We start from the raw sequence: 19,083 nt of genomic DNA, 5'->3' as shown, positions 1-19,083 counted from the left end.
ATTAGAAATACTTATTCTATTCTAAAAATAGAAATTATTAAGACTTTAATAGTATATTCTCCTTATATTTACCTATATTAAAGCTGAAATAAAAATTTTTTTGACAAATCTAGCACCTTTTCAGTATTATATTAAAATAATAGAGGAGGTTTCATGATGTCAGAACTAAATAAACAGAAAATTGTGGACAGTGTTCCCCAAAAGGGATTTTTTGGGCACCCTAAAGGATTATTCACTCTTTTCTTCACAGAATTTTGGGAGAGGTTTTCTTACTATGGAATGAGAGCCATCCTAGTTTATTATATGTATTACGAAGTTTCTAAAGGCGGATTAGGTATCTCTGAAGGAACAGCAATAGCTATTGTTTCCATTTATGGTTCCCTTGTATATATGTCGGGTATAATCGGCGGATGGTTTGCTGATAGAATTTTTGGTACGTCTATGGCCGTTTTCTATGGTGGTATTTTCATCATGCTTGGTCATATTGTTTTAGCCGTTCCAGGAAGTATTACCATGTTCTTTATTTCGATGGTCTTAATTGTTATCGGAACAGGTTTATTAAAACCCAATGTATCAAGTATTGTTGGGGAAATGTATAGTCCAGAGGATGCTCGACGTGACGCCGGATTTAGTATTTTCTACATGGGAATAAATCTTGGTGGATTCCTAGCACCGATTATTGTCGGAGAGATTGGAATGAATTATAGCTTCCATCTTGGTTTCGGACTTGCTGCAGTAGGGATGTTATTAGGTTTAATTGTATTTATGATGACTAAAAAGAAAAACCTAGGTCTTGCTGGTACAGTAGTGCCAAATCCATTATCAAAAGAGGAAAAGAAAAAAGTTTTTTCTTCCATGGGAATTGGTGCAGTTGTCCTTGCCATTATTCTTGCTATTACTATTTCTTTAGGAATATTAACATTTGATTCATTCATCACAATTATTGGAATTCTTGGTTTCTTGATTCCCGCTATCTATTTCACTGTTATGTATCGCAGTCCCAAGACAGATCGTGATGAGCGTTCCAGATTAATTGCATATATTCCGTTATTCTTAGCTGCAGTTATGTTTTGGGCTATCCAAGAACAAGGCTCCACTATTCTAGCTACCTATGCAGATAAACGAACACAATTAGAGTTTGCTGGATTAAGTCTTTCACCGACAATTTTCCAATCCATCAATCCGTTGTTCATCATCATTTTTGCTCCAATATTTGCATGGATTTGGATGAAGCTTGGTAATCGACAGCCTTCTGTTTCTAAGAAATTTTCGATTGCATTATTATTTGCAGGTTTATCCTTTATCATTATGATGTTACCTGCCTATATTGGTGGAGAAAATACACTAGTAAGTCCATTATGGTTAGTATTAAGCTATTTCCTTGTAGTTGTTGGAGAGCTATGTATATCTCCAGTAGGACTATCCGCAACTACAAAGCTTGCGCCTAAAGCCTTCTCTGCACAAACAATGAGCTTATGGTTTTTATCTAGTGCAGCTGCTCAAGCACTTAATGCACAAATCGCACCATTATTTACAAAAATATCGGAAGTTGCCTATTTCGGTATTTTAGGCGGAATAGCAATCCTCTTAAGTATTATCCTTTTCTTGTTATCACCAATGATTCAGAGCAAGATGAAGGGAATAAAATAACATATAAAGACAAGTGGGGGTTTATCCTCCACTTTTTTTTACCTCTGCTTTCCATATACAATAAACGTGGAGTGGTAATGCTATGTTAACTCTCTATTTCTACTTTATGTCCTCCTATTGAAATTCCATCTACATTTTTTGAACTTACTAGACTTCTTTGAAGTAATTTTAAGGCACGATGCTGTGTTGTCTTCACCTTGCTTTCAGACCATCCTAAATTTAATGCTGTTTCTACAATACTCATGTCTTTTAAATATCTACAATAGATTACCTTTTTTTGATCTACCGTACAGCATTTTAGTAAATGATTCAGCCAATCCAGTTGTTCTTTATGTAGTGCAATTTCCTCAGGAAGTGCCTGTTCATCTTTTATATGAATGGGAATTTCACAATCAAAGGAATAAGAATTTTTTTGCTTTCGAAAATGATCGATAGCGATATTTTTTGCAATTGTATATAACCAAGTTCTTTCACTACTTTCTCCTTTAAAGGAGCATTTTGTTTTAAGAACTCTGATAAAAACTTCCTGAACTAAATCCTCCGCCTCCTCTTTTTTTACTCCTAAATATATTAAAAAATGAATTAACTCTTGATTATATTGTCTATAGAGCTCATCAATCGAACCCATTTCTCCCACTCCCAACAAAACCAGTGAATCCATGGAAAGATAGCAAATTAAAAAATCTTCATTTAAATTAATGAGAGCAAAAATAATTTAATGCATACAAATTTGTTTCTTCATATAACTTCCTCATTAAGTTGTTACTATCTCGATAGTGTTTATCCATTAGATTTGTTACAAAATAGTTTCCAAATCAATTTTTGTAACATTAATGAAATATATTATACATCTTATCGTAATAAAAGTCCCATTTTTTTCATTAAATTTCTGCTATTTTTCTATTTCTTTTTAGCTCTCTTCCATCAAACCGTTGCGTCTACTATTATTTTGTTAGGAAAACTCAAAAGATTCATAGTCTTTTATAGGAGAAGCAAAGCATTAATGCTTTGCTTCCGACTGTTTGAAATTTTGAATGCTTATATTAGACTGAAGGAGCGTCTTTCTGATTGTTTTTACGATAGATAAGCCCTCATTTGAATCTCCGTGAATACAAATTGTATCTGCTTGAATTGGTACCTCTTCTTCTTGAACCGAGACAATCTTTTTCTCCTTGACCATATGAAGTATTTGCTTTGCTGCATAATTCGGATCATGGATAAGTGCTTGTTCCTGTGTACGTGGAGTTAAGCTACCATCTGACTGATAGGTGCGATCTGCAAATACCTCATTAGCAACATTTAAGCCATATCGTTTACCTGCCCTGATTATTTCACTATTCGCTAATCCAAAAAGGATATATTCAGGATTCACCTTATAAACAGCTTTAGCAACAGCCTCTGCTAAGTGGATATCCTTTGCTGCCATATTGTATAATGCACCATGGGGTTTTACGTGCTGCATAGCTCCCCCTTCTGATTTCACAATTGCCTCTAATGCCCCTATTTGATAAACAACAAGATCATAAATTTCACTAGGTGATATATTTATTTCTCTTCTTCCAAAGCCTAGTACATCATTAAAGCCTGGATGTGCTCCAATCGCTACTTTATTCTCAAGCGCAAGTTTTACCGTTTTTCTCATGGTCGTTGGATCTCCAGCATGAAAGCCACAGGCAATATTAACACTTGTCACAAATGGTATAATCCCTTCATCATTCCCAATACGATAAGCACCATAGCTTTCTCCTAAATCACAATTAATATCAATAGACGACATAATGGCTCGCTCCTTCCACTTTTATATTCAACATTTAATGTATTTTCCTATCTATGGTGATTCTAGATAACCGACAGTTAAACCTGCTAATTTCTCAGTTTTCTTAAGTCTACAAAAAATGCGGTAGTCCTAAAAAAGAGGGACCACCGCATTTGAATTTCCATTAGAAGATTCTTCTTTAGACTATTATTTTCAACTAGGGCTGTTTCACCTTCTAATGTTTATTACTCTCTAATCTTTTCAATCTCATCTGCAACAAATTGAACTTGTGTTCCTACAATTACTTGAATGCTTGTTTTTCCCACAATATTGATTCCTGGTACACCGGTTGCTTTAATTTTCTGTTGATCAACAGCATCCATGTCCTTTACTTCAACCCGTAAACGTGTTACACAATTATCAACAGAAGTGACATTATTGTCGCCACCAAGACCTTTATAAATTTCAGAAGCCATCACAGCAAATTTATTATCTGTAGTCACTGCAACCTGATCTAATGATTCATTCACTAACTCATCATCTTCTCTACCAGGTGTTTTAAAATTAAATTTAGTAATAAGAAAACGGAATAATGTATAGTAGATAACGGCAAATACTAGTCCTTGAACCATTAGCATATATGGATTATTTGCTAGCGGCAAACGTGAACTTAAGAAGAAATCAATAAATCCACCACTAAATCCGAAGCCTGCTGTCCAATGAAAACTTGCGGCAATAAAAAGAGAGAGACCTGTTAATGCTGCATGAACTACATAAAGGGCAGGTGCTGCAAACATAAATGCAAATTCAATTGGTTCTGTAACTCCTGTTATAAACGCTGCTACCCCTGCTGCAAGCATCAAGGAAGCCACTTGTTTTTTTCTTTTTGTTTTTGCAGTATGATACATAGCAAGCGCTGCTGCTGGAAGTCCAAACATCATCACTGGGAAGAAGCCCGCTTGATACATACCAGTTACACCTTTTACCCCATTATTAGACCAGAAATTATTAATATCGTTAATTCCTGCAATATCAAACCAGAATACAGCATTTAAGGCATGATGCAACCCTGTTGGAATAAGTAGTCGGTTAAAGAAACCATATATACCAGCACCAACTGCTCCAAGCTTACTAATTGCTTCACCAAAAGAAACAAGTCCTGAAAAAATTGCTGGCCAAACAAATAATAAAATGACGGAAATGATTAGCATCGAAACAGCACTAAGTATAGGAACAAGCCTTTTTCCGCTAAAGAAGGCAAATGCTGTTGGGAGCTGTGTCTTACTAAAACGATTATACAAAGCTGCAGCAACAGCACCTGCTAATATACCGATAAATGCATTTTCAATTTTAGAGAAAGCCAAGTTCACCTCTTCTACAGGAATCCCTTGTAACATTGCTACAGAAGCAGGAGATAGCAAAGTTTTCACAACCAAATAGGAAACTAAACCACTCATAGCGGATGCGCCATCTTTATCTTTTGATAACCCTAGCGCAACTCCTATTGCAAATAAGATTGCTATATTATCTAATATGGACGAACCAGCTTTAATAAAAAAGGATGCAATTGGGCTTTCGGCTCCCCATCCACTTGGATCAATTGCATAACCAATACCCATTAATAACGCTGCTGCTGGTAAAACAGCCACTGGCAGCATTAATGCACGCCCGAGCTTTTGTAAGTATGATTTCATTTAACTTCCCCCTAAAAATAATTAAATAAGTTAAAATAATGCCACCAACTACTGCTGTTTTATAAGATAAAATCTCTCTATTACTGTCTCTTTTTAGGCATCCCTCCTTTAAATAGTCATTCTCTAATTTTTTTGATAATACAATTGAATAGCATGCTTAATATGCCCGTCAGCTTCACCAAGATAATGAAGCGAATCCTCCTTTGTTCCACCTGTTAAAACACGAAAAATAGATACTTTCAAATTATGATCATTCTCTTTTAGTATTCTTGCAGCATCTGCCTCACTAAGATCTGTCGCATTCATCAATGTTTGTACAGCCCGATATACAAGCTTATTATTAATGAGCTTCATATCTACCATTTCATTGCGGTATACCTTCCCTACTCTCACCATTGATGCGGTTGATAGCATATTCAACACCATTTTTTGAGCTGTTCCCGCTTTTAAACGTGTCGATCCTCTAATAACTTCTGGACCTGTTATTGCTTCAATTCCATAATCACAAATAGAGGAGAGCATTGTACTTTCATTATTGCTTATCCCGATTGTCAATCCATTTCTTTCATTTCCATAATGAATGGCTGCAAGGACAAACGGGGTGGACCCACTAGCGGTCACACCAATTAATACATCTCTCGCTGAAAAATTATAATCTTCTAAGGTTGATTGTATAAGCTGTTCGTCATCTTCTGTCTCTTCTAAAGAGGTCCACATCGCCTCATAACCACCTGCTAAGATTCCTATCCAGCGATCCTCTTCAATCGAAAAAGTAGGAACAAGCTCAACAGCGTCTACTACTCCTAACCTTCCGCTAGTACCTGCACCAATCACAAAAATTCTCCCGCCAAGCTTCCATCGGTCTACAATTCCATCAACAGCTAAGGCAATCATTGGCAATGCTTCTTTTACCGCATTTGTAATTCCGCCATCTTCTTGGTTCATAAACTGAACAATTTCAAAAGAACTCCATTCATCTAATAACAGGCTTTTTTCATTACTGGTTTCTGTCGTTCTATGCTTCTTCATGATTGGGACCTCTTCATATCAATCACAAATTTATAACGATCGCCACGATAAATAGATTTAACATATTCAAAAGGCGTACCATTTTCCAAATAACTATATCGTTCCATCAATAATGCAGGTGCTCCTTCTTTAATCCCAAGAGGTATACTTTCATTTTTTTGAGACAAGGTTGACTCTATTGTCTGGGTGGCATGACTAATCTTTAATTGTAAAGTCTTTTCCACATACTCATAAATAGAACCATGCAAAGTTTCTTCCTGAAGCTCTTTAATCAAAGCTGTCGGAATATACGAGGTTTCAAGTGCCATAGGAATTTCATCTGCTATTCGCAAGCGACTAAACTCATAGACCATCTCTTCCTCTTCTATCCTTAATTTAGAAGCAACCCCTCTTGGACAAGGTATCGTCTTAAAATCTAAAATTTTTGTTTTCGGAGTTAGTCCTCTTGAACGCATATCTTCTGAAAAACTTGTCAGCCCAGAAAGCTCCTGTTCTACTTTAGGAGTAGCAACAAAAGTTCCTTTTCCTCTTTGACGAACAAGAACACCTTCTGCTACTAAATTATTTATTGCTTGACGTACCGTCATCCTGCTGATCCCGTACTTTTCCGAAAATTCCCGTTCTGAACTAATCGGATCCCCTGGTGTTAATTCTTTAATGATTTCTTTTATTTCCATCTCTAATTGATAATAAATGGGGATATGCGAATCTTTTATAATCAACTAAACACACTCCCTTTTTTTTCTTTTAAAATCGAAAGTGCTTCCTGATCAGCAATTACCGTAACATCCGGATGTTTTTTCAAAATAGATGCAGGTAGATTCTCGTTCACATCTGTTTGGAATAACTGATTTAAAATTGGAGCTTTTTTCACTCCGGAAACAAGTAACACGATTTGTCGACTTTTCATGATGGTGGATATCCCCATAGAGATGGCATGTGTTGGCACGTCTTCCATTTTAGTAAAATAGCGTGCATTTGCTTCTCTTGTAGAGTCAGCTAGTTTTACAATACCTGTAGTAGAAGAAAAAGAAGTCCCCGGCTCATTAAAACCGATATGCCCATTTTCTCCAATTCCTAAAATTTGCATATCTATTCCACCTACTGTTTCAATAAGCTTTTCATAATTTCTACCTGCCTCTTCATCGTGAACACTTTTGGCAGATGGCAAGTATGTTTGATTTTCTGGAATATTAATATGGTTAAATAATTGCTCTTTCATAAAATAGCTATAGCTTTGTGGATTGTCCTTTTCCAACCCAATATATTCATCTAAATTGAGTGTAATTACTTGCTCATAGGAAGTTTTATTTTGGGTGAAATCCTTCATTAAATATTGATACATACCTACCGGAGTACCACCAGTTGCAAGTCCTAAAACACTATTTGTCTTCGTTTGGACTTGCTCAATAATTATTTCCGCAGCTAATTTGCTCATTTCATCATAATTTTGTACTTCAATTAGTTTCATGCTGTTACTCCTCCATTTGAATAAACGATTTGTCCATTGCAAATTGTTAATGCAACTTGATTATTTTCATCTAATACGACTAAATCTGCATCCTTGCCTTTTGCAATACTTCCTTTTCTATCTAAAATTCCTATTTGCTTAGCTGGATTATAAGAAGCCATCTTTACTACATCCTGCAATGTACATCCTGTGAAATTCATCATATTATTGATAGCATCATTCATTTTTAGGGTACTTCCAGCAAGGGCACCATTTTCCAATAAAGCCTTCCCATCCTTCACAATTACCTTTTGTCCGCCTAATGAGGAAATACCATCGTCAAGCCATTTGGCACGCATACTATCTGTAATTAGAATGATATGATCAACACCCTTTTGGAAAAAAGCAAGCTTAACGATTTCTGGATGAATATGTACACCATCAACAATCATTTCTGCCACTAACTCTGAATGAAGCAAAGCTGCACCTGCAACTCCAGGATCACGATGATGGAGGCCTCTCATGCCATTAAAAAGATGTGTAACATGATTAACTCCCGCTTGAATGCTTGATAGTACTTGATCGTAAACAGCATCTGAATGCCCCATTGATGGGACAATATTTTCACCCTTTAAATAGCGAACAAGTTCGAAGTTTTCATCTTCCTCAGGTGCCATTGTAACAAGCTTGATGTGATTTTGGGCTAGTCTTTGCCATTTTTTAAAAAGGGCTACATCAGGCTTTTTAACAGACTGGATTGGCTGCGCCCCTACTCTTTTTTCTGAGATAAACGGACCTTCCAAATGAATTCCGATTATTTCTGCTTTTCCAGTTTGATTAGCAGATCCGAGATACTGAGCAATAGTAGACAGCGCCTTTTCGATACTTTCTGCATCTTGCGTCATTGTCGTTGCTAAAAAGCTTGTTGTCCCTTCCTTTGGTAAAGTATCGGCCATTCTTTCTAAGGCATTCCATGACCCATCCATCGCATCTGCATCATTTGCTCCATGGATATGGATATCAATGAATCCTGGAATTAAATTCATCCCCATAGGGAAATCTATTATTCGCATATTACTCCAGTCTTCTTCATGAAAGGATTCCATTAAACCTATCGTATCGATTTTTCCACCCTTTATTACCATATACCCTTTTGGAAAAATGCCTGATTCTGTGTAAATGCATAAGTTTTTTAAAACTAATTCCTGTTGTTCATCTGTTATCATGATTTCATTAATCCCTTCTAAAATTGATTCATCAACTATATATCTAGATGTCTAGACCAGTTATTCCGTTCCTTTATCATTATCACATATACTACTAAAAGTATGCCTAGAAATCGCTAAACTTGTCAGGAAATTTAACAAACTTTTTTTATTTTTAATAAACACACTGATCAGTAATCGCTTTCATAATGAATTATAATTTATTTCTTTTTCCCGAGTCAACCTTCATTTGTTCTTAAAAGGATAACCGCCGAAGCATAATGTTGCAAACTTCAGCTGTTATCACCTATTTTATCCTTATTATATTCATACAGCTTACCTGAACGATAGGCATTCCTAAACCTGCCTTACACTTTCCCTATAAATGATTTCAAAACCAGATACTGTTTTCAATGGGGTATCCTCTCCTCTTATTAGACTAAGCATCTTCCTAGCGGCAAGGTTTCCAGCATCTTCATAAAAAAACTTAGCAGTGGTTAAGCCAGGATGAATCATTTCTGTCATTTCGTATCCTCCAAAACCAGTAATGGATAGATCATTCGGAATAGAAATCCCCATCGAATAAACCGCTTTCATTGCACCGATTGCAAGATTATCTGTAGCACAAATAATGATACTAGGACAGAATGTATTCATTATGTCATAAACAACGGAAGACGCTTCTACATTATTTCTATTTATTTCAAAAAATCTTACATCTATATCTGCTATATCCTCCAAACTTTTTTTAAAACCTTTTTTTCGATCAATTCCTACCGCAACATTTTTTTCATTGACTCCAAGAAATGCAATTCTTTTATGTCCCTGAGATAGAATATATTTCCCCACTTCATAGGCTGCTTCATAATCATTATGAATTAAACTATGAATCTCCTTATGCTGTTGACCGACTATTAGCACAGGAATATCTACTTCCTTTATTATCGATAAGTGACGGTCCGTTATTTCCGTCGCTAATAAAATAATCCCTGCAACCTTTTGCCTTACTAATGAGTGAATATTTTCAATTTCTCGTTCTAAATCTAGATTGGAATGAGAAATAAGCATTTGATAATTCATGGTCTTTAATTCTTCATCTATTCCAATTAAGGTGCGCGAAGAAGCATATGAATCTAATCTAGGAACAATAGTCCCAATAATATTTGGTTTCTTTGCCTTTAAGCTTTGAGCAAATGCATTAGGCGAATAGCCCGTTTCTTTAATAATATGCTGTATTTTCCGTTTTGTTGCTTCACTTACAGAACCATCATTTAAATAACGAGATACCGTACTTTTCGCTACACCTGCAAGTCTTGCAATATCCCCAATTGTTGTCACCAATAAACCTCCTTATCTCTTACAAACCTTATTAATTAATCCCCTTACTTTTCCAATTAATACTATAGAGAGCCCTTTCATTTTATTACACTTATGTACTTGATTACATCTAGCTAGTTTCACTTTGGTCCCTTTTCTTTTCTACCTTTATTATACAGGATAATAATACAAACGTATTAACTACTTTTTCTATTTAGACGTATACTCTCCTGCTTGTTGATTCATAATGATTGCTAGTAGGAGTTTCTTTTAGGTTAATATGAAGGTAGGGAAACCAATGAAAAAGATATCATCTCTTCACAAAAATAAATATAACTTTGATTTATATCAAAGTGAAAACTATTTAAATCAGCCCCTTATCTCTGTCATTACACCCGTATATAATAATGAAAAAACAATCAAGCATACAATTGAATCTGTTTTAAATCAATCTATTATGCCGCAGATTGAATATATAATTGTTGACGATGGCTCTAAAGATCAGACTCGTTCTATCTTAAAAACGTTCGTTAAAGAACATCCCAATATTAAACTCGCCTTTCTTGCAAAAAACAGCGGTACCCCTGCTTATCCTAGAAATTTGGGAATCGAACTTTCAACTGCCCCCTATCTAACTTTTTTAGATGCGGATGATTGGTTTGAAAAAACTGGCTTAGAAAAGCTTTATAGTGTATTAAATGAAACAGATGATGACTATGTAGTGGGAAAAACAATTAGAGTTACTTCCAATAAAAGTGCCATTGTAGCAGAACATGAATCTTGGAAAGAAAGGAGAAGTATTCCCCCAACGAGTATCCCACATATTTTTCATCATTTAGGACCGAGAGCAAGATTAATGAAAGCCAGTATTGTTAAAGATAATCAAATTAAATTCCCTGAGATGAAATATGCGGAGGACAAGCAATTTTTCATGGAATTACTAACGAATTGCAAGAAAATCTCGACCACGAAAGCGATTATTTATTATTTAAATCGTTTAGATGAAAATAATGAGTCTTTGACTAAGCAAACAAATGTTTTAAATAAAATGCATTGTAATAGAAAAGTCATTCACTATTTTAAAAAGAAGGAGATGGATGCAGAATTAAAGAAAATGATTTTTAATCGACTTTATGAATTTGATTGCTTTAATGGTTTTATGAATCGATATCATACGCTAGGAAACGAGAACACTCAAACATTTAAGGGAAAAATAGATGAATTTTTAAAAAGAAAAGCATATATAGCAACCATGAAAAAAATATTACGTACGACTTCTTCCTTTGATTATGAAATCAGCGATCATTTTCATCATCCTTATAATGTTGTTTGTTATCAATTATTTCAGCAAAAGCGCTATAAAGATATTGAAACATTATTTAAATGGATGAACCAAGAAAAAAACAAAAAACATATTGTAAAAAAAGGTACAGCTTATTGGGCAACCCCTTTAAGTCAGCCCTATAACTATATTAAAGTTCCCATGTATGCAGAATTAGTAAATTGTGAATATACGAATGGTTTCTTCCGGTTCGATATTGGTATAGCCGGCGATTACCCGGAAGACATGGAACAGATACTTTTCCGTGACCGAAATAATATGCATAGACAGTATTTCTTTCAGATTGAACCATATGAAGGAGCTTTAAAAAGAATTATGATACCTGAAGCATTCTTTGCTTCTTTTAGGAAATCAGTCTATACCATTTATTTATCGTATCGAGATTATCATAAAGTACAGTTGCATATTCCCAATCCAAAACTTAGGCTAAAAAAACGCCAAACAGATAAGCATCATTTTTACAAAACGATTCATAATCATTTGGCGTTAAAGGTTCTTGGATAGACAAAATTAGTTTGATCCTAGTCGTCCACTCGCTTTCCATCAGGCGAGCGGGCGACTATCCAAAATTCTAATTTCCTTCTTTAAAAACGGGAAGGAAATAGTCCATTATTTTCACTTTGTTTTTTGCAATGTTGCTACAAATCGTTGAAATGCTTTCTTTCCTTTGTCATCTCTTTTAAATACACCTGCATGATGCAAAATGGTCTCAAACACTATCCCTATTTCTTTTTGTAAGATGGAGTGTACATTTTTTCTTGTCATTTGCGGATTTTTTTCTTTAACAACCTTTGCCCAATTTAGATGTTTTATAATAGCAGGCTCGTCTTTGATGTTCACTTCGAAATCTGCTTGTAAAATTTTGTCTGCAAGCATGCTCATCTCTTCTTTTAAGCGACCTGGCAAGACTGCTAAGCCCATCACTTCAATGAGACCGATATTTTCCTGTTTAATTGCATGGACTTCCTCATGTGGATGAAAGATGCCATGTGGATGCTCTTCACATGTGCGGTTATTGCGGAGCACTAAGTCTATTTCAAAGAATCCATTTCGCATTCTAGCAATCGGTGTAATCGTGTTATGGCGAGTATCTGCTGTGTATGCAATAATATCTACCGTTTCATCACTATAACCCATCCATTGTTTTAATATATAATCAGATGCCTCTACTAATTCTTGTCTATCTGTTCCTTGTAATCGAAGAACAGACATCGGCCATTTGACAATACCTGCTTGAATAGAAGGAAACCGGTCCATTGTAAACGCTGTTTCTACTTCCGCCTTTGCCATCGGAAATTCATGAAATCCTCCTTGAAAATGCTCATGGGTCAAAATCGATCCTCCAACAATTGGTAGGTCTGCATTGGAACCTATAAAATAATGAGGGTATTGTTTGACAAAGCCTAGTAATCTAGCAAATGTATGTTTAGAAATTGTCATTGGTTCATGCTTCTCGGAAAAACATATAGCATGTTCCTTGTAATACACATATGGCGAAAACTGCAGAAACCACTGTTCCTCTTCTAACGTTACAGGTATAATGCGATGATTTTGTCTTGCAGGATGATTTACTCTTCCCGCATAACCAGCATTTTCTTTACATAGCAAACATTTTGGATAGGAGCCTTGCTTTACTTTTTTGGCAGCTGCAATTTCTTTCGGATCTTTCTCTGGTTTTGATAAATTAATCGTAATCTCTAAATCCCCATAACCCGTTTGTGCCAGCCATTCTTCATTTTTGGCAATTCGATCGGTTCGGATATAATCCACCTTTTTCGAAAAATCATAAAACCAGCTCGTTGCTTGCTCTGCTCCCTTTTCTTTATAAAGCCTTTCAAATCTATTATTTATTTCAGATGGCAATGGAACAAAGCAACCCATTAATTTTGTATCCAATAAATCGCGGTAGGTAATCGTCGACTCTAGTAAGCGATTATTTTCTGCTGCCCAATCTAAAATTTCATCTAAAATAATTCGCAAATCTGTATCTGCTACTTCATTTTTTTCAGATGGAACAAAATCATCCAATTCTAGTATTTCGAGTAATTTATTTCGTACTACATCTATATCCCATTTATTTAATAACCCTGATTTTAGTCCATAATGAAGCAATTGTTCTACATGATGATAAATAGTTGTTGTCATCTACTATTGCTCCTTTCTTCTTAGTCATTCCCCATTATCTATCTTGATAGCCTTCTGGATTTTCCTGGAACCATCTCCATGCACTACCAATCATTTTTTCTAAAGAAGTATACTGTGGATTCCAGCCTAATTCTTCTTTTGCCTTTTCTGAAGAAGCAACTAATCGGGCAGGATCTCCTGCTCTTCTAGGTGCAAGCACAGTTGGGATAGGATGGCCGGTTACCTTTCTTGCTGCTTCCATTACCTCTTTCACAGTAAATCCAGTTCCGCTACCTAAATTGTATATCCCACTTGTCCCCTCTTTTTCCAATTTATCCAAAGCAAGTATATGAGCATTCGCTAAATCAGTGACATGAATATAATCTCTTATACATGTTCCGTCATGCGTATCATAATCATCGCCAAAGATGCTAATTGCTTCTCTACTTCCTAATGCCACTTGTAAAATAATCGGAATCAGATGTGTTTCAGGAAAATGATCTTCTCCTAATTTACCATCCATATGTGCTCCTGCAACATTAAAGTATCTTAGAGCAACAAAATGAATCCCATACGCCTCTTCCGTCCACTTTAACATTTTCTCAATCGCAAGCTTTGTCTCACCATATGGATTCGTCGGAGTAGTAGGATCACTTTCTTGTATCGGAAAATTCTTCGCTTCCCCATACGTTGCAGCAGTTGACGAGAATACCATTTTCTTCACACCATTTGACTGCATTGCCTTTAAAAGCGACATCGCACCATATACATTATTGTCATAGTACTTCAATGGATTGTTTACACTTTCTCCTACTAAGGAGTCGGCAGCAAAATGGACAACCGCATCAATCGAATGTTTCTTAAACACAGCATCTAGGAATTGTGCATCTCGCAAATCACCAATATAAAGTGCTGCATTTTCTAATACGGCTGCTTTATGTCCTGTTTGGAGATTATCGACAACAACTACTTCTTCCCCTCTGTCTAATAGTTCAGACACCATATGACTTCCAATATACCCAGCACCACCACATACTAGAATTGCCATTTCTTACTCCTCCTCTTATTATTAGCTTCTATTCTTCCACCATTTCTTTTGCACCATCACCAACTTGAACAACATAAAAGTCTGCCTTTAATCCTGTCTGCTCCTCGTATTTCGCCCCTACCGTTTCGATGAAGGCATCAATATATTTGTTGTTCACAATGCTGATTGTACAACCACCAAAGCCTGCACCTGTCATACGAGAACCTATGACACCTTCTTGTTCCCATGCTGCCTCCACTAAAGCATCCAATTCTTTCCCAGTAACTTCATAATCATCCCTTAAGGAGACATGGGATGCGTTCATCAATTGTCCAAATCCCGCAATATCGCCTTCTTGTAGTTTCTTTACCGCCATAATTGTTCTGGCATTTTCATATACAGCATGCTTTGCTCTTAATCGATCAATATCTTGCTTAATGAAATGAGCATTTGCATCAAATTCCTCCTTAGTTAACTCTCCAAGCGAACGAATATCTAGCTCTTCTTGCAAGTCTTTTAGTGCTCTCTCACATTCCCCTCGTCTCTCATTATATTTAGAATCAGCAAGCCCCCTGCGCTTATTGGTATTTGCAATAATTAGCGACGCATCCTCTAAATCGAGTGGACTGTAGGTATAATCAAGCGTATCGCAATCTAGTAAAATGGCATGTTTTTCTTTTCCCATTCCAATTGCGAATTGATCCATGATGCCACAGCTTACACCAATAAACTCATTCTCTGCCTGCTGACACATTTTCACTAGCGAAATTCGATCAATCGCAAAAGAGTAGAGCTCATTTATCATGATAGCTGTTACTACTTCAATAGAAGCAGAGGACGATAGGCCCGCACCATTTGGTATTGCTCCTTCATATAAAACATCAAATCCAGAATCTAGTTTATATCCATGTTGTGCAAGTATTGCAATAACTCCTTTTGGGTAATTCGCCCAATCATCTCCTTGATCGTAGACTAGATTATCTAAGGATATCTTTATCACACCTAAATTGGAAAAATTGGTAGAATAGAAGTGAATCATTCTATCATATCTTTTTCGAACAATTGCTGTTGTTCCAATGGATAAGGCACAAGGAAAGACATGCCCTCCATTATAATCTGTATGTTCTCCTATTAAATTCACACGTCCTGGTGCAAAAAAAGTACGTATTCTTGTTTCCCCTTCGTTAAAAATATCAGTAAAAGTTGTATATAGGTTATTTGCCATTTGTGTCTCTCCTTTATATATGAACGATTATTTTCCCTCTCGTTATCAATAATTTATTGAACCGTTTACATTTTTATTTTATGCTTCAAACCGTTCTCTCTCAATGGTAAAATAAGAAAGGGAAAAGGGTAATATTTTGCTATTCAGCAGAAAAATTTCTGATAAAATTAATATTAGCTCAAATTACCATTCATCTATACAGGCAAGTATCTACCTATGTTATCTCGACTTAGAAAGGGGCTTTCTCATTGCCTAAAAAAGATAATAATGTATTTGCATACAGATTTACGGAAAAAATTACAAAAGAGGTTGCCCAAATTTGGTCGATTGGATGGGAAAATCAAACATCTTATCTTTATAATTGGAAAGGAAAAAAGCGTAAAGAGGATAGCATGTATATTTTCCAATATACTATTTCTGGAATGGGAGCAATTGAAGTTGGAGGAAAAGATCATCGATTAACCGCTGGAAAAGCATTTCTGATTGATATTTCAGAGGAATACAGATATTATCTACCACAAAATAGCGAGCAATGGGAATTCATTTTTATTACTTTATATGGGGAATCGGTAAAAAAATGCTGGCATTCCTTCACAGAGAATAATCAATTCATTATCCAATTAGCTTCTGATTCTAGACCCATACAGCAGCTTCTTCACATTTATCAATTAGCAAATGAGAAGAATATAACGAATGCGTACCAAGCATCTAGTCTTGCTTATTCCTTTATAATGGAAGTGTATCAATACAAGAAGAATATGGGAGACATTCCATTGCCTGAAAGTATATTAAATGCAACATTATTTGCGCAAAATCACTATGATAAACCAATTGGTCCTGATGATATGGCTGAGGCAGCCAAACTTTCCCGCTTCCATTTTACCCGTTTATTTAAAAAAGTGCTTGGGATTACACCTATCCAATACTTAACAAATATCCGGATAATAAAAGGGGCAGAGCTATTATATCAAACCAAATATTCCATTGAGGATATTTCCGTTCAGGTAGGCTTTGCAAATGCAAACTATTTTACGAAGGTGTTTCGAAAATCAACGGGCATGACACCTGGAGAATTTCGAAAGAAGAATATTCGTCCAAGCGAAGATATTCTTCTTTAATACTTATTTTTCATCAAACATTTCCAGGCTGAACATTCCTTTTTCATAAATGAAGTTCAGTTTCTTCCCTGGTGTTAGCATATTTTCCAGAATATCTTTTGAAGCTTGGAGAGCAATAGACATTCGATTAAACTGTTCTTGCTCCTCTTCTTGCAATGTATCCGAATTTTGACATAAAATTGCTTCCAGTTGGTTTTGATAATGGAGTATTTGATTATAAATAGTCTCATACATCGTTTCCATTTCGTTATTCATTCAAACAGCTCCTTACACTTAGGATGGTTTCATCTTAGCATATTTTTGCTTTGTTTTTACACTATTTAGAGCAAAAATGTATAGCTAACCCTTATATATAGACAATCAAATTCAACCAGCCTCTAAAGGAAAGCAAATTAATTTAAAATAATACATGAAAACAGTTTCAAAATTAATATATATCCTTTAAAATATAGATAAAGAAATTTTTTTCTATATAAAATGTTTTCTATGAAATATTTTTTACACTTTTCCATATAAAGGAGTTTTTATAATGAGTTCAACATCCCTATATTTAGGTGTAGACATTGGCACAACAAGTACAAAATCTGTTCTATTTGCTGAAGCTGGCAAAGTCTTAAGCATGCATCATGTAGAATATCCACTACACAGCCCTGCACCTGCAATTGCCGAACAGGATCCTGAACAAATTTTTCAGGCTGTATTAGAAACAATGAGTACAGCTATTCAAAAAGCCAAAGTGGATGCAAAGAACCTAAAATTAGTTTCCTTCAGCTCTGCCATGCATAGCGTTATTGCATTAGGCGAAAATGGAAAACCATTAACACGCTGTATTACGTGGGCAGATAGCCGTGCTTCTACTTGGGCGAAAAAAATCAAAGAGGAGCATAATGGCTTAGACATATATCGCAGAACGGGAACACCAATTCACCCTATGTCTCCTTTAGCCAAATTAACATGGCTAAGAAATGATCAACCAGACATTTTTACAAAAGCAACTAAATTTATTGGCATAAAGGAATATATATTCTATCGCTTATTTGATGAGTTTGTTATCGATTATTCTATTGCTTCTGCGACTGGAATGTTTAATCTTGAACAGTTAAATTGGGATCAGGAAGCTTTAGAAGTTGCTGGTGTAACTCCTGAGCAGTTGGCGAAGCCAGTTCCTACTACTCATTATTTAACAGGGCTTAAGGATAAATATGCTAAAGAGATTGGAATTCCTGCAGAAACTCCATTTGTTGTTGGGGCAAGTGATGGTGTTCTTTCTAATCTGGGAGTAAATGCTATTGACCCTGGTGTAGTTGCAGTGACAATTGGTACAAGCGGAGCGATTCGGACTGTAACCGATAAACCAGTCACAGATCCTAAAGGAAGAATCTTTTGCTATTGCTTAACAGAAGATCACTGGGTAGTTGGCGGACCTGTTAATAATGGTGGAATGACTTTCCGTTGGGTTCGTGATGAATTGGCCTCTTCGGAAGTTGAAACGGCAAAAAGACTTGGAATTGATCCATATGAAGTTTTAACAAAGATTGCTTCCCGGGTCACACCTGGTGCGGATGGTTTATTATTCCATCCATATCTAGCTGGAGAAAGAGCGCCTTTGTGGAATTCCAATGCAAGAGGATCTTTCTTTGGACTCGGATTACATCATAAAAAAGAACATATGGTAAGAGCTGTATTAGAGGGAGTTATCTTAAATCTTTATACGGTTATGCTTGCCCTTCAAGAAGTTATTGGAGCACCAAAGCAAATTCAAGCAACAGGTGGATTTGCCCGTTCTGAACTATGGAGACAAATGATGGCAGATATTTTTGATCAAGAAGTAGTCGTTCCAGAAAGCTTTGAAAGCTCTTGTCTTGGTGCTATCGTTTTAGGCATGTATGCATTAGGGGAAATTGACGACTTTTCCATTATGAAACAATTAGTCGGTAGTACACATTCCCATCAGCCAATTCAAGAAAATGTTGACATTTATCAAGATTTAACAGCTATTTATATCCGTATATCTCGAGCATTAGAGCAAGAATATGATGCAATCGCATCGTTTCAAAATAAATGGGTGAAATAACCTTTGAAAAAGATGTCTACAGTTAGTAAGTAGCTAAAGGAACTGGGAGAAAAGATTACATTGTAGTCTTTT

The 19,083-nt window shown here is 35.8% G+C and carries 16 protein-coding genes; 4 read left to right on the top strand and 12 right to left on the bottom strand.

Annotation, left to right across the window (positions count from 1 at the left end):
• Positions 1–156 precede the first annotated feature (156 nt).
• A complete protein-coding gene (locus tag ACTQ5K_RS09105) occupies positions 157–1,650 on the top strand; it encodes a peptide MFS transporter (RefSeq protein ID WP_031536836.1) in 1,494 nt (497 codons plus the stop codon).
• 85 nt (positions 1,651–1,735) lie between these two features.
• On the opposite strand, the gene ACTQ5K_RS09100 is transcribed toward ACTQ5K_RS09105, so the two are convergent.
• The 8 genes from ACTQ5K_RS09100 to ACTQ5K_RS09065 all read right to left on the bottom strand — a co-directional run bounded on the left by ACTQ5K_RS09100 (position 1,736) and on the right by ACTQ5K_RS09065 (position 10,122).
• Entirely contained in the window at positions 1,736–2,278 is a 543-nt protein-coding gene (locus ACTQ5K_RS09100; protein WP_031536835.1) for an RNA polymerase sigma factor, read from the bottom strand.
• Between the two features lie 372 nt (positions 2,279–2,650).
• The gene (locus tag ACTQ5K_RS09095) at positions 2,651–3,427 is read right to left on the bottom strand and encodes a LamB/YcsF family protein (protein ID WP_031536834.1); all 777 of its coding nucleotides are present in this window, start codon (positions 3,425–3,427) and stop codon (positions 2,651–2,653) included.
• Between the two features lie 224 nt (positions 3,428–3,651).
• A complete protein-coding gene (nagE, locus tag ACTQ5K_RS09090; protein ID WP_031536832.1) occupies positions 3,652–5,100 on the bottom strand; it encodes an N-acetylglucosamine-specific PTS transporter subunit IIBC in 1,449 nt (482 codons plus the stop codon).
• 123 nt (positions 5,101–5,223) lie between these two features.
• Positions 5,224–6,129 (bottom strand): N-acetylmuramic acid 6-phosphate etherase, encoded by a 906-nt coding sequence (gene murQ / locus ACTQ5K_RS09085; protein WP_031536831.1) that lies wholly within the window; start codon positions 6,127–6,129, stop codon positions 5,224–5,226.
• A complete protein-coding gene (locus ACTQ5K_RS09080) occupies positions 6,126–6,851 on the bottom strand; it encodes a GntR family transcriptional regulator (RefSeq protein WP_031536830.1) in 726 nt (241 codons plus the stop codon). The genes murQ and ACTQ5K_RS09080 overlap by 4 nt, the downstream gene beginning before the upstream one ends.
• A complete protein-coding gene (gene nagB, locus ACTQ5K_RS09075; RefSeq protein ID WP_031536829.1) occupies positions 6,848–7,600 on the bottom strand; it encodes a glucosamine-6-phosphate deaminase in 753 nt (250 codons plus the stop codon). The genes ACTQ5K_RS09080 and nagB overlap by 4 nt, the downstream gene beginning before the upstream one ends.
• Positions 7,597–8,805 carry an N-acetylglucosamine-6-phosphate deacetylase gene (gene nagA / locus ACTQ5K_RS09070; RefSeq protein WP_031536828.1) on the bottom strand — a complete coding sequence of 403 codons (1,209 nt, stop codon included), beginning with the start codon at positions 8,803–8,805 and terminating at the stop codon, positions 7,597–7,599. Before nagA ends, nagB begins: the two co-directional genes overlap by 4 nt.
• A gap of 336 nt (positions 8,806–9,141) precedes the next feature.
• Positions 9,142–10,122, bottom strand: a complete 981-nt coding sequence (locus ACTQ5K_RS09065; RefSeq protein ID WP_031536827.1) for a LacI family DNA-binding transcriptional regulator — start codon at positions 10,120–10,122, stop codon at positions 9,142–9,144.
• Positions 10,123–10,399: 277 nt separating this feature from the next.
• Here ACTQ5K_RS09065 and ACTQ5K_RS09060 point away from each other — a divergent pair, with 277 nt between their 5' ends.
• On the top strand, positions 10,400–11,947 hold the full coding sequence (locus ACTQ5K_RS09060) for a glycosyltransferase family 2 protein (protein ID WP_031536825.1): 1,548 nt from the start codon (positions 10,400–10,402) through the stop codon (positions 11,945–11,947).
• 111 nt (positions 11,948–12,058) lie between these two features.
• On the opposite strand, the gene galT is transcribed toward ACTQ5K_RS09060, so the two are convergent.
• The 3 genes from galT to ACTQ5K_RS09045 are packed head-to-tail and all read right to left on the bottom strand — an operon-like array spanning position 12,059 to position 15,819.
• A complete protein-coding gene (gene galT / locus ACTQ5K_RS09055) occupies positions 12,059–13,588 on the bottom strand; it encodes a UDP-glucose--hexose-1-phosphate uridylyltransferase (protein WP_031536824.1) in 1,530 nt (509 codons plus the stop codon).
• Positions 13,589–13,622: 34 nt separating this feature from the next.
• Positions 13,623–14,615, bottom strand: a complete 993-nt coding sequence (galE, locus tag ACTQ5K_RS09050) for a UDP-glucose 4-epimerase GalE (RefSeq protein ID WP_031536823.1) — start codon at positions 14,613–14,615, stop codon at positions 13,623–13,625.
• A gap of 28 nt (positions 14,616–14,643) precedes the next feature.
• On the bottom strand, positions 14,644–15,819 hold the full coding sequence (locus ACTQ5K_RS09045) for a galactokinase (RefSeq protein WP_031536822.1): 1,176 nt from the start codon (positions 15,817–15,819) through the stop codon (positions 14,644–14,646).
• A gap of 248 nt (positions 15,820–16,067) precedes the next feature.
• Between ACTQ5K_RS09045 and ACTQ5K_RS09040 the strand changes: the two genes are divergently transcribed.
• Positions 16,068–16,937, top strand: a complete 870-nt coding sequence (locus tag ACTQ5K_RS09040) for an AraC family transcriptional regulator (RefSeq protein ID WP_031536821.1) — start codon at positions 16,068–16,070, stop codon at positions 16,935–16,937.
• Positions 16,938–16,940: 3 nt separating this feature from the next.
• Here ACTQ5K_RS09040 and ACTQ5K_RS09035 read toward each other — a convergent pair whose 3' ends face one another.
• Positions 16,941–17,192, bottom strand: coding sequence for a hypothetical protein (locus ACTQ5K_RS09035; protein ID WP_031536820.1), 252 nt, complete (start codon positions 17,190–17,192; stop codon positions 16,941–16,943).
• A 274-nt stretch (positions 17,193–17,466) separates the two neighbouring features.
• Between ACTQ5K_RS09035 and gntK the strand changes: the two genes are divergently transcribed.
• Positions 17,467–19,011: a gluconokinase gene (gene gntK, locus ACTQ5K_RS09030; RefSeq protein ID WP_031536819.1), complete on the top strand. Its 1,545-nt coding sequence runs from the start codon at positions 17,467–17,469 to the stop codon at positions 19,009–19,011.
• The last annotated feature ends 72 nt before the right edge of the window (positions 19,012–19,083 follow it).

The sequence above is a fragment of the Niallia sp. Sow4_A1 genome (assembly GCF_052116745.1).
GTDB classification, from domain to species: Bacteria; Bacillota; Bacilli; order Bacillales; family Cytobacillaceae; genus Niallia; species Niallia hominis.
Note: the sequence above shows the minus strand (reverse complement) of the source record. Positions and strands in the feature narration are given on the sequence as shown.